At 42.7% G+C, this 14,415-nt stretch carries 14 protein-coding genes; all 14 read right to left on the reverse strand.

The features are described from left to right. Positions 1–147: 147 nt before the first annotated feature. The 14 genes from rplA to QP439_RS00800 all read right to left on the reverse strand — a co-directional run bounded on the left by rplA (position 148) and on the right by QP439_RS00800 (position 14,277). Positions 148–837 (reverse strand): 50S ribosomal protein L1, encoded by a 690-nt coding sequence (gene rplA / locus QP439_RS00735; protein ID WP_001085675.1) that lies wholly within the window; start codon positions 835–837, stop codon positions 148–150. A 96-nt stretch (positions 838–933) separates the two neighbouring features. Continuing rightward, positions 934–1,359: a 50S ribosomal protein L11 gene (gene rplK, locus QP439_RS00740; protein WP_001085807.1), complete on the reverse strand. Its 426-nt coding sequence runs from the start codon at positions 1,357–1,359 to the stop codon at positions 934–936. 122 nt (positions 1,360–1,481) lie between these two features. Then, positions 1,482–2,198: an LD-carboxypeptidase LdcB/DacB gene (ldcB, locus tag QP439_RS00745; protein ID WP_049551116.1), complete on the reverse strand. Its 717-nt coding sequence runs from the start codon at positions 2,196–2,198 to the stop codon at positions 1,482–1,484. Positions 2,199–2,200: 2 nt separating this feature from the next. Next, positions 2,201–2,671: an HIT family protein gene (locus tag QP439_RS00750; protein ID WP_049551117.1), complete on the reverse strand. Its 471-nt coding sequence runs from the start codon at positions 2,669–2,671 to the stop codon at positions 2,201–2,203. A gap of 1 nt (position 2,672) precedes the next feature. Continuing rightward, positions 2,673–3,710 (reverse strand): M42 family metallopeptidase, encoded by a 1,038-nt coding sequence (locus QP439_RS00755; RefSeq protein ID WP_285387017.1) that lies wholly within the window; start codon positions 3,708–3,710, stop codon positions 2,673–2,675. 96 nt (positions 3,711–3,806) lie between these two features. Continuing rightward, positions 3,807–5,132 carry a branched-chain amino acid transport system II carrier protein gene (brnQ, locus tag QP439_RS00760; protein WP_001074583.1) on the reverse strand — a complete coding sequence of 442 codons (1,326 nt, stop codon included), beginning with the start codon at positions 5,130–5,132 and terminating at the stop codon, positions 3,807–3,809. Positions 5,133–5,451: 319 nt separating this feature from the next. Then, positions 5,452–6,030, reverse strand: a complete 579-nt coding sequence (locus QP439_RS00765) for a uracil-DNA glycosylase family protein (RefSeq protein WP_229294844.1) — start codon at positions 6,028–6,030, stop codon at positions 5,452–5,454. 53 nt (positions 6,031–6,083) lie between these two features. Then, positions 6,084–7,484 (reverse strand): dipeptidase PepV, encoded by a 1,401-nt coding sequence (gene pepV, locus QP439_RS00770; RefSeq protein WP_261047516.1) that lies wholly within the window; start codon positions 7,482–7,484, stop codon positions 6,084–6,086. Positions 7,485–7,496: 12 nt separating this feature from the next. After that, positions 7,497–8,102 (reverse strand): nitroreductase family protein, encoded by a 606-nt coding sequence (locus QP439_RS00775; protein ID WP_061589892.1) that lies wholly within the window; start codon positions 8,100–8,102, stop codon positions 7,497–7,499. Between the two features lie 173 nt (positions 8,103–8,275). Continuing rightward, on the reverse strand, positions 8,276–9,130 hold the full coding sequence (locus tag QP439_RS00780) for a metallophosphoesterase family protein (RefSeq protein ID WP_254753884.1): 855 nt from the start codon (positions 9,128–9,130) through the stop codon (positions 8,276–8,278). Next, entirely contained in the window at positions 9,120–10,967 is a 1,848-nt protein-coding gene (gene uvrC / locus QP439_RS00785; RefSeq protein ID WP_254753883.1) for an excinuclease ABC subunit UvrC, read from the reverse strand. The genes QP439_RS00780 and uvrC overlap by 11 nt, the downstream gene beginning before the upstream one ends. 38 nt (positions 10,968–11,005) lie before the next feature. After that, positions 11,006–11,707, reverse strand: a complete 702-nt coding sequence (locus QP439_RS00790) for a M57 family metalloprotease (protein ID WP_254753882.1) — start codon at positions 11,705–11,707, stop codon at positions 11,006–11,008. Between the two features lie 62 nt (positions 11,708–11,769). After that, entirely contained in the window at positions 11,770–12,549 is a 780-nt protein-coding gene (locus QP439_RS00795) for an alpha/beta hydrolase (RefSeq protein ID WP_254753881.1), read from the reverse strand. A 66-nt stretch (positions 12,550–12,615) separates the two neighbouring features. Next, entirely contained in the window at positions 12,616–14,277 is a 1,662-nt protein-coding gene (locus tag QP439_RS00800) for a ribonuclease J (RefSeq protein ID WP_084950967.1), read from the reverse strand. Between the last annotated feature and the right edge of the window lie 138 nt (positions 14,278–14,415).

Below are 14,415 nucleotides of genomic sequence, written 5' to 3' on the forward strand. Positions count from 1 at the left end.
TATCAAAAAAGAAAGGACTAAATCTGTCCTTTCTAGAGCTTAGCTTTTCTTCAACCCACTACAGTTGACAAAGAGCCTAATGAAGTATAGTGAAATAAAACAAAAAAACGAGCACTTTCGCACTCGTTCTCTGATATAATCTATTGATTAAAGTGAGTTTACGTCAACTTTGATACCAACACCTTGAGTAGTTGTGATAGTCAAGTTTGTTACGTAAGTTCCTTTAGCTGTAGCTGGTTTTGCTTTTTGGATTGTTTCGTTGAAAGCTTTGAAGTTTTCAACCAATTTTTCAGCTTCAAATGATACTTTACCGATGATTGCTTGAACGTTACCTGCACGGTCAGCACGGTAAGTGATTTTACCACCTTTAGACTCTTCAACTGCTTTAGCAACATCCATTGTTACAGTACCAGTTTTAGGGTTTGGCATCAAGTTACGTGGTCCAAGGACACGTCCAAGACGTCCAACAAGAGCCATCATGTCAGGTGTAGCGATAACTACGTCGAAGTCCAACCAACCGTCGTTGATTTTAGCAACAAGGTCATCTTCACCAACAAAGTCTGCACCAGCAGCTTTTGCTTCTTCAGCTTTTGCACCACGTGCGAAAACAAGAACGCGTGAAGTTTTACCAGTACCGTTTGGCAATACCATTGCTCCACGGATTTGTTGGTCAGCTTTTTTAACGTCGATGTTCAAGTTGTAAGCAACTTCTACAGTTGCGTCAAATTTTGCAAAGTTAGTTTCTTTTGCAAGTGCTACAGCTTCTTCTACGCTGTATGCTTTTGTGCTGTCGATTTTCTCAAGAGCAGCACGAAGTTGTTTGCTTTTTTTAGCCATTTTCTATTCTCCTTGTAAGTGGTTCAATCGATTTTCATCTCCCACGTCACTTCTCGAAATGATGAAGTCTTGCGGGTTATATTGGGGTGTTATTGATTAGTCAACAACAGTGAATCCCATAGAACGAGCAGTACCTTCGATCATACGCATTGCAGACTCTACGTTTGCTGCGTTCAAATCTGGCATCTTAGTTTCTGCAATTTCTTGTACTTGTGCACGAGTAACTGTAGCAACTTTAGTTTTGTTAGGTGTACCTGATCCTTTTTCAACACCTGCAGCTTTTTTCAAAAGAACAGCAGCTGGTGGTGTTTTAGTGATGAAAGTAAATGATTTATCTTCGTAAACTGAGATAACAACTGGAATGATCATACCAGCTTGGTCAGCTGTACGAGCGTTGAACTCTTTTGTGAATCCCATGATGTTGATACCAGCTTGACCAAGAGCAGGTCCAACCGGTGGAGCTGGTGTAGCTTTACCAGCAGGGATTTGCAATTTTACAAGTTTTTCGACTTTTTTAGCCATTTTTAAATCCTCCTTTGTGGTTTTGGCGGTAATTAAAGATTTTTACCTCCCACAAGCATGCTTTACACATACTCATCTATTATACACTATTTATCTAGAATTGCAAGAGAAAAGTTTATTTTTTAATCGACGTAATCTCCGCCTTCAAAGCCGTAGTATTCTTCCAAACTGAGACCACTGGCAGCTATTTCTTTAGCTTCTTTTCCGACATATCGAAGGTGCCATTCCTCAGCCATATATCCTGTTTCTTTTTCTTTACCTTTGAGATAACGGACAACAAAGCCATAATCAGCAGCATGGTCCAAGAGCCATTGGGCCGCTTTTTCTTCTGTTACCAAATCACCATTTGTCCCAATCACATCAAAGGCTAAACCTGTCTGGTGTTCGCTATAGCCAGGTCGAGCAGAATAACGGTCAGCTGCTGCCTTCCCATCTTGGTTGACATAATCTTGATAGAGCTTGGTCTGAGTTTCATAACTTCTAAAACCACTGTAATGATCACTAATCGGGAATCCTGCCTCTTGCATAGCTTTAATGAGTTTGACCAACTCAGCCTTGGCTGTTGGATTTTCCCCTGGATTGTAGTCTTTTGACAATGGGTAGTGTTTATTGGCTACGATGATTTCATCGTATTTCCCTTGGATGCTGTAGTAGTCTCCTTTGTTAACCACTTCTGCTTTTTTCTGGGCAGCTCCTTGAGCCTTACTTCCTACTGTTCCATCAGCTTTAGCTGTTTGCTCTGTCTTAACTGAGCCATCTTCATTTTTTGCTTTTTCTTGTGAACAAGCTGCTAGACTCAAGGCTAGCAAAGCTGTCAAGACAAGGTATCTTTTTTTCATTTCTACTCCTTTATTTCTAATAGGTTATCTACTTCTGACGATAAACGTTTGACTAATTTTTTAATCTCATCCGATTTTGCTTGGCAGGTTTCTGCTGTCATTTCTTCAAAAGGAACCCACCAAACTGGACCACGTCCATTGAGACCGTGACCGTTCATATCACCTCTTCGTCTAGGAAACAGATGCCAATGAAGATGGGCATCACCATTGCCTAGCAGTTCGATATTCATTTTCTCGGCAGCAAAGGTCTTAGCAACCGCCTCTTGAACCACACTCATTTCTTCTAGAAAACGGAGTCTTGTCTCCTTTTTCAAATGGTGCAATTCGGTGACGTGTTCCTTGGCTAGAAAGAGACTATAGCCTGCAAAATACTGGTGATCTCCAATCACAAGATAGCCTGTTTCCAACTCTTTGACAAAATAGGGATTTTCCCCAGCCTTGATGAGCTCAATTCTCTGGCATATAAGGCACATATTAGTCTACCAATTCGCTCTTCAGATAAGCATCAACCATACGCTCTGTTGCGGTCACTGAATCAATATGAGTACGTTCATATGAGTGGCTAGACTCGATACCAGCACCGAGAAGGGCGTGTTTGACTTCTGCCCCTGCAGACATAGCTGCCGAAGCATCCGAACCATAAAACGGATAGATATCCAGCTTAAATGGAATATCTTGCTCTTTAGCCAAGGCCACCAAATGTTGACGGAAGTCATAGTGATAAGGCCCTGAAGCATCCTTGACACAGATAGACACTGTGTACTCATCTGTTTGCTGGTCATCTCCCATAGCTCCCATATCCACAGCCAGATATTCTACTACCTGAGCAGGGATATTAGAGTTAGCTCCATGCCCCACTTCTTCAAAAACTGAAAAAGCAAAATGGGTTGTTACGGGCAATTCAATCTTCTCTTCCTTATAAATACGAAGCAGGTTAAGCAAAATCGCTGCGCTGACCTTATCATCCAAATGACGAGACTTGATAAAACCTGTCTCTGTCACGACGGTTCGTGGGTCAAAGCTGATAAAATCGCCGACCTCAATACCAAGAGAACGAGTTTCTTTTTCACTGGTTACTTTTGCATCCAAACGCACTTCCATATTGTCCTGCGTGCGTTCTGCAGTTCCTGCATCCTTATAAACATGGCAAGAAGTTTGGTGGATGAGAATAGTTCCTGATACTTTTTGTCCTGTGCTAGCTACGTGAACGGTACAGTTTTCTCCTTCAATCATGTTCCAAGGAAAACCACCGATACGGTCCAATTTGAGACGACCATCTGCTTTGACAGCACGGACAATAGCACCCAGCGTATCTACATGGGCAGTCACATATCGTTGTTGCTCATCGTTTTGACCTTTAATGGTCACATTGACACCACCCTTGGCTGTACGAATCGGCTGGTAACCAAAACCTTCTAGAGTCTTGACTAAATAATCCGAAATCTCACGAGTGAAGCCCGTTGGCGACGCAATGGCTGTCAGTTCTTTAATATATTCTACTGTTTGATTCATTTCTTCACCTCTTTTGCTACCTATTATAACACATTTATCATCGGATAAAAAAAGAAAATCACTCTGTAGACTTGGCTACAAAAGTGATTTTAGTGATTATTCCATTTCAAAAACATCGCTTTCTTGCTTGTTTGGTAGAACCAGTGAGAGCAAGATTCCAACGATAGCAGGCACCAACCATGGGAGAGATGCCTTAGCAAAAGGAAGAGCGTTGACAAGATTTGCAAGAAACTCAACCTTAAACGAGCTTCCTAGTACGCTTGCAATAGCAATAGCTGTAACCACAGCGATTGTCAACTGCATACCTGGTTTTGAAAGAGCCACAAATTTGTTGACAATGACAATCATAACGATGGCAATCGTGATTGGGTACAAGATAACCAGTACTGGAATGGAGTACTTGATAATCGCATCAAGACCCAAATTGGCAATGGCAAAACCAATCAAGGTAAAGGCTGTCGCATAAACCTTGTAACTGATTTGTGGGAAACGCTCATTAAAGAACTCAGCTGTTGACACAATCAGACCAACTGTTGTTGTGAAGCAGGTTACAGTAACCATAGCTGCCAGGAAGAGTTGAGCTGTTGAGCCAAAGATTTCTTGAGTGGCTTGTGACAAGATATAAACACCTGGTGTTCCACCCTTCATCGCTTCAGCTGGTACTGGGAAATGATTTCCAAGGAAACCTAAACCGATGTAAAGAGCGCTGAATGCAAGGGCAACAACGATACCAACCACCCAAATAGTTGAAATGTATTCTTTCTTACTTGAAAATCCAAGTTGTTTCAATGTTTGAACTGCGATTACACTAAAGGCAACTGAGGCAAGGGCATCCAAGGTATTATAACCTTCTAGGAAACCTGTACCAAAAGCAGAAGCTTGATAAGCAGCTGAAGCAGCTTGAGGACTTGTTCCACCGTATTTTATAGCTCCTAAAACAACCAAGATAACGATCAAAATCGCAAAGACTGGCGTTAAGATACGGCCGATACGGTCCAAGATTTTTGATGGATTAAGCGAGATTAAATATGCTGCCGCAAAATAAAGAACAGTAAAGACAATCAAGCCAAGTCCTTTATTTGCATCCGACAAAAGAGGGCTAATCCCTACTTCGTAAGCTGTTGTAGCAGTACGTGGAATAGCAAAGAATGGACCGATTGACAAGTAAAGAACTGAGAGGTAAAGAGTCGCAAACCAAGGCGCTATCTTCGTTGAAATCTCGTAGATATATCCTTTAGGATTTAGCGTTCCAATAATAAGAGTCAAGACGGCGATACCAACGCCTGAAAAGACAAAACCTGCAATGGCAGGAAGAAAATGTTCTCCAGATAGAGCACCTAGAGAAGGCGGAAAAATCAAGTTCCCCGCACCAAAAAATATTCCAAACAGGAGTAAACCTGTTAGGGCACCTTTTTTAGCCATGTAAATCTCCTTCATATTTATAAAATACTGACCTAGTATATCATGAATAAGAGTATGAAAAAAGCTTCACGAAGTAAATATTGAATGTTTTCAAGATTCTTAAAAATGAGAATTGTCTAAAAATAAAATCCCCTACCCAGTCCACGACAAGTAGGAGAAAATTCTAATGTTTATACTCTTCGAAAATCTCTTCAAACCACGTCAGCGTCACCTTACCGTAGGTATGGTTACTGACTTCGTCAGTTCTATCCACAACCTCAAAGCTGTACTTTGAGCAGCCTGCAGCTAGCTTCCTAGTTTGCTCTTTGATTTTCATTGACTATAAAATAGTTTTAATTCTTTTTTTCAAATCCGGCACCACTTCTGACTCAAACCAAGGATTTTTGGCCATCCAGATTTGATTTCGCGGCGAGGGGTGAACTAGTGGAAAATAGGTTGGCAAGTAGTTCTGGTAATGTTTTACCCGTTCTGTCACCTTGCCACTGATTTTCTCCTTTAAATAATAGGCCTGGGCATATTGTCCAATCAAGAGGGTCAATTGAATATCTGGTAATTCTCGCAAGAGCTGTGGATGCCATTTTTCGGCAAATCCTGCTCGAGGTGGTAAATCACCTGAATTGCCATGCCCTGGAAAGTAGAAATCCATAGGCAAAACAGCAAAATATCCTGAATTGTAAAAGGTATCTTCATCCACACCTAGCCAGTCTCGCAAACGATCACCACTTTTGTCCTTCCAGTAAAGGCCTGCTTCTTGAGTTTTAAGTCCAGGTGCCTGACCGATGATATTGATGCGAGCAGTCTTTGGCGCTGCAAAAAGAGGCTCTATTCCGAGTGCGGTATAGTTGGCATTCTGTGGATCTGCCATAATAGCCTGCTTGATTCCTTCGATTTGAGACATCTACTTTCCCTCCAAAAAGAAGTCTAAGCATACAATCTCAGACTTCTATCGTTTTATTTGATCAATTCATAAATAGCTTCGGCATAGATTGCTGCAGCTCGGAAGAGATCGTCCAAGGCGATAAATTCATTGGCTTGGTGCATGGTGTCAATTGAGTCTGGGAACATGGCACCGTAGGCAACACCTCGTTCTAGCAAGCGACCAAAGGTTCCACCACCGATGACTTGCTCGTGACCTTTAAGACCAGTTTGTTTTTCATAAACATTCAACAAGGTTTGCACAAGTGGATCTTCCATTGGCACATAGTGAGGCGTATGACCATGTTCAGAAAGGCTAACAGAAGCAACTGGCAAGTTTTCAAGGATTGACTTGATTTGTTCTGGACTTGTTCCTTTTGGATAGCGGATGTTAAGGGCAATGGTATTATCAGCGCTTGTTTCGTCAAAGCGGAAGACACCCGCATTCATAGAAAGAGTACCCATCTTTTCATCCACATGGGCAATCTTGAGATTTTCACCCTCATGGTCGTTCAAGAGAATCTTACCAGCGATGTCAAGGTAGTCTTTGGCTGGACCAGCAAAGTCAAACTGGCTAAGGAAGAGGGCTAGGTAAGTCGCACCATTGACACCTGAAGCAGGCATAGCACCGTGGGCTGATTTACCAATAATCGTCACCTTATATTGGCCAGCTTCTTCTTGGAGTTCTCCTCTAAGTTTGTGTTCTGCAACAAAGGCATCTAGTTTAGCTTGCAAGTCAGCCAAATCACCTGAAACGACTGCTGTTGCTGATTCTGGTACCATATTTTCACGTAAACCACCTGTAAAGCTGTGAAGACGGGCAGCACCTGCATTTTCACCTGCAAAGTGGAGGTATTCCGTGATATTTCCTTTTTCACCATTGATGATAGGGAATTCAGCGTCTGGAGAGAAACCAAAGTCTGGTTTTGCAAGTCCTACGTGCTCGAAATAGTAGTCCATGTCTGCCCAACCTGATTCTTCATCTGTTCCAACGATGAAACGAACTTTCTTAGAAGTTGGAAGTCCCAATTCTTTGATAATTTTCAAACCATAGTAACAAGCCGTTGTAGGACCCTTGTCGTCCGAAGCCCCACGCGCATAAAGACGACCGTCTTTGATAGTTGGTGTGTAAGGATCTGTGTCCCAACCGCTACCAGCAGGCACCACGTCCATGTGGGCAAAGATTCCGAGAACTTCTTCTCCATCACCAAATTCAAAATGTCCTGCATAGTTATCAACATTTTTAGTTGGGTAGCCATCGCGGTCTGCGATTTCAAGGAATTTCTCCAAGGCTTTTACCGGCCCAGGTCCAAATGGATGCTGGGCATCAACCTTGCTGTCATCACGTTCAGAGTTGATTTCCAAAAGGCTAAACAAGTCAGCCAAGAGGTCTTCTTTTCGTTTTTCTACTTCTGCTGTAAAATCAATTGCTGTCATATTATCTTCCTTCTATCTTTTCTCGATGATTTCATCTACTGGCAAGCGATAGCTTGGTTCCAATTTTTCGTCTGTATAACCCACTGTAATCAAGAGTTCTGGACGGAAACGGTCTTCAATGTCCAAAACTTCATTGATTTTTGATTTGTCAAAACCAAGGATAAGGTTTGAGCCAATTCCTTGGTCTGTAAGAGCGAGAACCAAGTTCATCGCAACCAAACCAGCATTGAGGGCTAGGTAGTCGCTGACTTGTTGTTCATTGTAACGGGCAAATTCCGCAGGCAAATTTTTCATGAAGTATTGAAGTTGTTCTTCTGAGAAATTTTTAGCACCACCGACACGGGCAATCTTGCGAGCACGTTTGGCTAAGTCCGTATCTGTAAAGAGGGCAATGGTTACAGGTGCTGATGATACCTGCTCAAAGTTCGAGCCATAAGCCAACTTTGCCAATTCAGCATTTTTCTCACGAACCACCACAAATTTCCATGGTTGGCTATTGTGGGCACTTGGAGCCAAGGTTGCAATTTCGATAGCCGTACGCACATCTTTGGGATCAACTGGCTTATCAGTGAACTGCTTAGTCGCATGACGTTTTTTGTTTAATTCAAGAAATTTCATAATCGATTTCCTTTTCTAATTCTACTGCTTCCATTCTACCATATTTTGAAAGAGCTTGCAGAGATTTTTCATAGAAAGAAATTGGAACAAGGATAAGCAACCGAATGAAGAAAATCATTTAAATAAGGAAGCCCCTCATCCAGTTCCAATTAATTTTCAGTTACTTAAAGAAACTAGTCTATCTTATATTCTGACTTTATAGCCCCCAAGAAATCCTTCACATCCTCTACATACCCATGCTTTTCTATTAAGCTTGCTAATAGTTCCAGATTGTGCCCCTGATAGTTGTCTTCACGACGTAGCTCTTCATACATTTCGATAAAGGGAAGCCCCTTGGACTTGGCCAATTCTAACTCCGCTTCATAATCATAAGCGACTTTACGAAATAGGATATTTACCAATTCCCCATCTTCAACTTCTATCACGGCATACTGGGCACGGTGATTTTTTAACGCCTCCCAATTAAAATAGGGCATGCCAATCGACCCTGGATTGATGATTTGTTGCCCTTGACTGCCATAACGAAGCAATTGCTTGTGAACATGACCATAGACTGCCACGTCGGTTTCCGCATCTAGCAGTTGGTCAAATTTTTCTGTATCATTCCCAACCAGTAGATCTCCACCATAGTTTTTGTCAGGTAAATTATGTGTGAGAGAAAAACGCAGTCCCTCAACTTCTTTCTTTTCCAGCAAAGGCAAGCTTCGTAGCCAGACAATCGTTGCAGGATCCATTCGCTCCATCAAAAACTGGGTCATGCGCATTGACTGGATTTCTTTCGGATGTTCCAAACCATATTCGCCATCCAAGGCCTCAAGGATACGATCATCCCAATTGCCTCGAACACTGGCTGTGATGGGAAGATCCTTTAGCAGAGCGACTAAGTCATTTTCGCCTGGACCAGGAAGAAAAATATCTCCCAGAAGCCAGTATTCACTGACTCCTTGATTTTTAGCATCTGCAATCACTGCTTCTAGTGCAGTTGCATTGCCATGAATATCTGATAAAATTGCGATTTTATGGTTCATTGTGGTTTCCTTCCGTTTGGTAATCTACTCTTTCTTCCGCTACTTGAAGCAAGATTTCTGTTTCCTGCGGGTTCAACTTCCTCTGCACAGCCTCTGCTACTGCTCTTGGTACTCCAACTTCGACAATCTCATCCACACTGGCTTCCTTGATTTTGGTCAGAGACTTGAAATGTTTCATGAGATTTTGCTTACGTTTAGGCCCCAGACCTTCAATTCCATCCAGTTGTGATGAAAAGGAATTTTTGGAGCGCAGTTGGCGATGGAAAGTGATGGCAAAACGGTGCACCTCATCTTGAATGCGTTGGAGGAGGAAAAATTCCTGAGAATTGCGAGACAACTCTACCACCTCAAGTGGATCACCGAAGAGCAATTCATGGGTTTGGTGCTTGTCATTCTTTTGCAAACCTGCAATGGGAATATCCAAGCCCAGCTCCTCTTGGATGACTTGCTTGGCGATATTGACTTGACCTTGTCCCCCATCAATCACAATCAAATCTGGCGGAGTCAAACCGTCACGCTGTACTCGACCATAGCGTCTGCGAATGACTTCTCTCATACTGGCATAGTCGTCTGGCCCAACGACAGTCTTGATTTTATACTTACGATAATCTTTTTTACTTGGTTTGCCGTTGACAAAGACCACCATGGCTGAAACAGGACTGGTTCCCATGATATTGGAGTTATCGAAGGACTCAATGCGAACTGGGGTTGGGATCTGGAGTAAACGTCCCAGATTTTCAATAGCTCCTTGGGTCTTTTCGACAGATTTTTCTAGCAGATTGAACTTCTGCTCCAGACTAACACGAGCATTTTTTATGGCTAGATTGACCAGCTGTTTTTTCTCTCCACGCTGGGGTTTGAGAATCTTAGTATCCACCAAGACCTTGACCGCTTCTTCGTCAATATCCTGCGGAATCAGCACCTCATTGGGAACTAGATGAGATTTTTCTTGGTAGAATTGTCCAACATAAGTTAGAAAGTCCTCATCCGGATCATTATAATAAGGGAAAAGATTGACATCCCGCTCAATGAGCTTACCCTGACGGACAAAGAAAACCTGCACACACATCCAGCCCTTGTCCACATAGTAGCCAAAGACATCCCGATTTTGGAGATCCTTAGCCATGACCCGTTGCTTGGTTCGAAGCGTTCCAATGGCCTGAATCAGGTCACGGTATTCTGCCGCACGTTCAAATTCCATAGTCTGGACTGCCGTTGCCATCTTTCCCTTGAGATCATCAATAATTTTGTCATCCTGCCCTTTTAGAAAATCAGAAACCTCCTGAGCCATGGACTTGAAATAGGCCTCATCTTTTTTACAGATGGTGTGGGCCATACATTGACCGATATGGTAGTAAAAACAGACCTTAGAGGGCGGATTGGTACACTTACGAAAAGGAAAAATCCGATCCAGCAACCGCTTGATTTCATTGGCTGCGCCCACATCTGGATAGGGACCAAAGTAGAGACCTCCGTCCTTCTTGACCTGTCGGGTAATAATCAAACGAGGATAGCGTTCATTGGTGATTTTGATGAAAGGATAAGACTTGTCATCCTTGAGCATGATATTGTATTTAGGCTTATTTTCCTTGATCAGGTTGATTTCTAGGAGAAGTGCCTCAATATTGGACTCAGTAACGATAAATTCAAAATCTACAATTTCAGACACCAGAGCCTCTGTCTTAGTATCATGACTTCCACGGAAATAAGACCTCACGCGGTTACGCAGATTTTTAGCCTTTCCAACATAGATAATGGTGCCGTTTTTATCCTTGTGAATGTAGCAACCAGGGCTGGTCGGCAAGAGCTCTAGTTTTGATTTAATCAAGTTATTCATAGTTCCATTATAGCAAAAAAGTAGGGAAAGATAATCCCCTACTCATTGGTCTCATATAATTTTCGAAGGTTTGCAACATCCTCTTCCTGGATGCCATAAAAGGAACCTGCAGGTTGCATCACAGACTTCTCATCTGTATGGTCCAAGCCAATCGCATGACCCAACTCATGTTCTGCCGTATGGACAATGCGCTCATAGGAATAACCATAGTCTGGATTGGACAGATAATAATGATTCAACCGCACCGTTACGGATAAGAATTGCCCTGTCAAGAGATTGGTCTGACTTTCTGCCTCTCCTGCCACAGGAGTACCTCCGTCATTCATCTCCGTAGCCAGGATATCTGCCTTGCTGGACTCGGTGACAATTTCAAAGTTAAAAGCACCAGTTTGATTCCAATTCTGGATTGCTTCTAAATAAGCTTCTTGAAAGCGTGAATCCATCTGGGGATCTAGGTAAATACGAGCAGAAGCCTGCGGCCACCTTCCTTCAGAGTGTTGATGGTTATCTGTCTGGTTCAACTTAGGCAGTTGCCCAGTTTTTTCCCATTGGTCAATACTTTGTTGACCAATCTTTACTGACCGTTCTGCTTGCTTTAGCGCTCCTTGAAAATCCCCGTTCAGATACCAGAGAAGACCGAAAGCAAGAGCACATAAGAGCACAACTATCCAAAACAGGCGCCAAAACAAACGCCACACAAAAGAAAAGAAAGCCCCTATCAAACGAAAAATCCAGCGCATTTCCCTCCACCTTTCTAGCAAATAAAGTCTATTTTACTAAAACAAGCTGAAAGAAAGCTAAATTATGACAATCTCTCTTCTAATTTGAAATCAATTGGCAGAGTTGCTAGAAACCGTTCCAATTGTTTTTCCCAATAATACCACTCGTGAGTTCCAGCGCTATGGCTATAGGTCACATCAAATCCTATTTTTTTGAGGTTTTTCACTGCCAGATTATTGGCTGCATACAAGAAATCCTGTTCACCACACCAAGCCCAAAGCTTGGTCTTTTTGTCCGATTTTTTAGCCAGACTTTCTAGAGAATAGGTGCTAGCTGTCCAATCCTTAATCTCCCCAAACACACCCCTCCAATAAGCCGGTGTTCCCAGATTTTGACTCTCAGGAGAAAAATCTTGAAAACTAAGGGCACCTGAAAAGCTAGCTGCATGAGAAAAACGATTTGTAGCAAGAGCCAGTTTGAAACAGCCATAGCCTCCCATAGAGAGACCAGCGATAAAGGTATTTTCACGCTTGCTGGTCATATTAGGGAAGAAGCGTTTCAAAACCTGTGGCAATTCCTCCGCTAGAGCTGTGTAATAGTCAAAACCATACTGGGTATCGGTATACCAACCGTTGCTGGTATTGGGCATGACGACGATGAGATTAGTCCCTCGAAGTAAGCGTTCTACATTGGTCCGCTTGAGCCAACTATTATGATTGCCAGACATCCCGTGCAAGAGGTACAAGACAGGGATATCTGTACACTCTGGTTCTTCCACTCGATTGACATCGGGGTAAAGAACATTCACTCCCCACTCCATATCCAAAACTTGTGAGTAATACTCGATTTTCATTACTGCCATAATTTTTCCTCTATTTTTCTATAAGAAAAAGCCGAAATTCGACTTTCTCTCCGTTTATTTCAACGATTATTTTGCTTCCATGACTACTGGTAAAATAGCTGGACGACGCTTAGTTTGATCAAAGAGATACTTGGTCAGATTATCACGAACCTTCCCTTTAAGATCTGCCCAGTCAAAGTCATCTCCTTGAAGATAGTCTTCTACCGTCTGATTAATCAATTCTGAACTTTCACGGAGAATATCACGGCTCTTCTTGAGATAAACAAATCCACGCGTGTGAACACGAGCCTTGGCCACAATTTTCTTCTCACGACGGTTAACGGTGATTGCGACGATGAAAATTCCATCTTCTGACAAGACCTTACGGTCACGAAGAACCACATTACCAACATCACCAATGGCATTCCCGTCAATCAAGACATCCCCTGCCGAAACCGCGCCAGCTGGGACAAAATCGCCATTCTCATAAGCCATGCTTGTTCCCTTTTTAGGGATGAAAATGCGTTCTGGCAACATACCTACTGCCATAGCAGCCTTAGCATGAGCATCTAACTCACGGTATTCCCCTTGAATCGGGAAGAGATACTTGGGTTGCAAGAGATTGATCATCAACTGTAAATCACGCGCATTTCCATGCCCTGACACACGCAAGCTTTGAGTGATCAGTTTGACAACTCCGCCAGCTTGGTAAATCATGTTTTCCACACGTGCCATGACCGCTTCTTTGGCGATAGACGGTGTCGTTACAATATAGACTAGGTCACCGTCCTTGATTTCCACATAACGGTGGCGACCAATCGACATTTTACGAAGACCATTGATTGGCTCACCCATACGACCTGTCTCAAGGATAATCAACTCACGGTCTTCAAAACGAGACATATCTTTTGGCTTAATCAAAAGACTCTCGTTAGCTAGAGACAATTTCTTAAGGCGAATAGCAGTACGGACGATATTTTCAATATCGAATCCTGTCAAGACCACACGACGGCCTGTTGCATCCGCAGCATCAAACACCTGCTGGATACGAGAGAGGTTGCTGGCTACTGCTGCAACAATGATACGACCATCCCAGTCCGAAATGGTTTGAGTAATCTCGTCCCCAACTTCACTTTCGCTAGCCACTTGGATATTACTGTCCGCATTGGCTGAATCGCTAAGAAGAGCTAGAACTCCATCACGACCGATTTCTGCCAAACGAGCGAAGTCTGTGGCATAAGATTCACTAGCTGTCTGGTCAAATTTGAAGTCACCTGTATAAACGATACTACCCTCAGCTGTCTTCAAGACAACACCCAGACTCTCTGGGATAGAGTGGGTCGTACGGAAGAAGGACACCACTGTCCCTCCAAAATCAATCTCCGTATCCTCATCGATAACATGGAAATCATTGAATTTCTTAACTGTGTCATTTCCCTTGACAAAGAGTTTTGCCAACTCAATAGTCAGCTCAGACCCAAATACAGGTACCTTGGCTTCCGCCAAGAGATAAGGCAGAGCACCAATGGCATCCGCATGGCCGTGGGTCAAGAAGACCCCAGCGATACGGTCACTGTTTTCAAAAAGGTAGTCCATATTGGGAATGACCACATCCACCCCTAGTTGTTCATTTTCAGGGTATTTCAGACCTGCATCCAAAACGAAAATAGACCCATCGATTTCAGCGATATACATATTTTTCCCGTTTTCACGTACACCACCAAGTGTTGTTAGACTGATATTACTCATTTTTCCTCCGAAAGCTTAATTTATCTTGATTATAGGGTTGCTTGCCCTCTTATTCTAAAAGCACTATTACTTTTAGCCGAATCTTTTCCTACCATTATACCATTTTTTTGATGATTTTCAAAATGAAGATTTGTTTTC

The organism is Streptococcus sp. UMB1203 (assembly GCF_030217725.1).
Classification (GTDB): Bacteria; Bacillota; Bacilli; order Lactobacillales; family Streptococcaceae; genus Streptococcus.

Excerpts from the sequence above, each read along its gene's own strand:
- rplA (WP_001085675.1), bottom strand. The coding sequence starts at position 837 with ATGGCTAAAAAAAGCAAACAACTTCGTGCTGCTCTTGAGAAAATCGAC.
- rplK (WP_001085807.1), bottom strand. The coding sequence starts at position 1,359 with ATGGCTAAAAAAGTCGAAAAACTTGTAAAATTGCAAATCCCTGCTGGT.
- ldcB (WP_049551116.1), bottom strand. The coding sequence starts at position 2,198 with ATGAAAAAAAGATACCTTGTCTTGACAGCTTTGCTAGCCTTGAGTCTA.
- QP439_RS00750 (WP_049551117.1), bottom strand. The coding sequence starts at position 2,671 with ATGTGCCTTATATGCCAGAGAATTGAGCTCATCAAGGCTGGGGAAAAT.
- QP439_RS00755 (WP_285387017.1), bottom strand. The coding sequence starts at position 3,710 with ATGAATCAAACAGTAGAATATATTAAAGAACTGACAGCCATTGCGTCG.
- brnQ (WP_001074583.1), bottom strand. The coding sequence starts at position 5,132 with ATGGCTAAAAAAGGTGCCCTAACAGGTTTACTCCTGTTTGGAATATTT.
- QP439_RS00765 (WP_229294844.1), bottom strand. The coding sequence starts at position 6,030 with ATGTCTCAAATCGAAGGAATCAAGCAGGCTATTATGGCAGATCCACAG.
- pepV (WP_261047516.1), bottom strand. The coding sequence starts at position 7,484 with ATGACAGCAATTGATTTTACAGCAGAAGTAGAAAAACGAAAAGAAGAC.
- QP439_RS00775 (WP_061589892.1), bottom strand. The coding sequence starts at position 8,102 with ATGAAATTTCTTGAATTAAACAAAAAACGTCATGCGACTAAGCAGTTC.
- QP439_RS00780 (WP_254753884.1), bottom strand. The coding sequence starts at position 9,130 with ATGAACCATAAAATCGCAATTTTATCAGATATTCATGGCAATGCAACT.
- uvrC (WP_254753883.1), bottom strand. The coding sequence starts at position 10,967 with ATGAATAACTTGATTAAATCAAAACTAGAGCTCTTGCCGACCAGCCCT.
- QP439_RS00790 (WP_254753882.1), bottom strand. The coding sequence starts at position 11,707 with ATGCGCTGGATTTTTCGTTTGATAGGGGCTTTCTTTTCTTTTGTGTGG.
- QP439_RS00795 (WP_254753881.1), bottom strand. The coding sequence starts at position 12,549 with ATGGCAGTAATGAAAATCGAGTATTACTCACAAGTTTTGGATATGGAG.
- QP439_RS00800 (WP_084950967.1), bottom strand. The coding sequence starts at position 14,277 with ATGAGTAATATCAGTCTAACAACACTTGGTGGTGTACGTGAAAACGGG.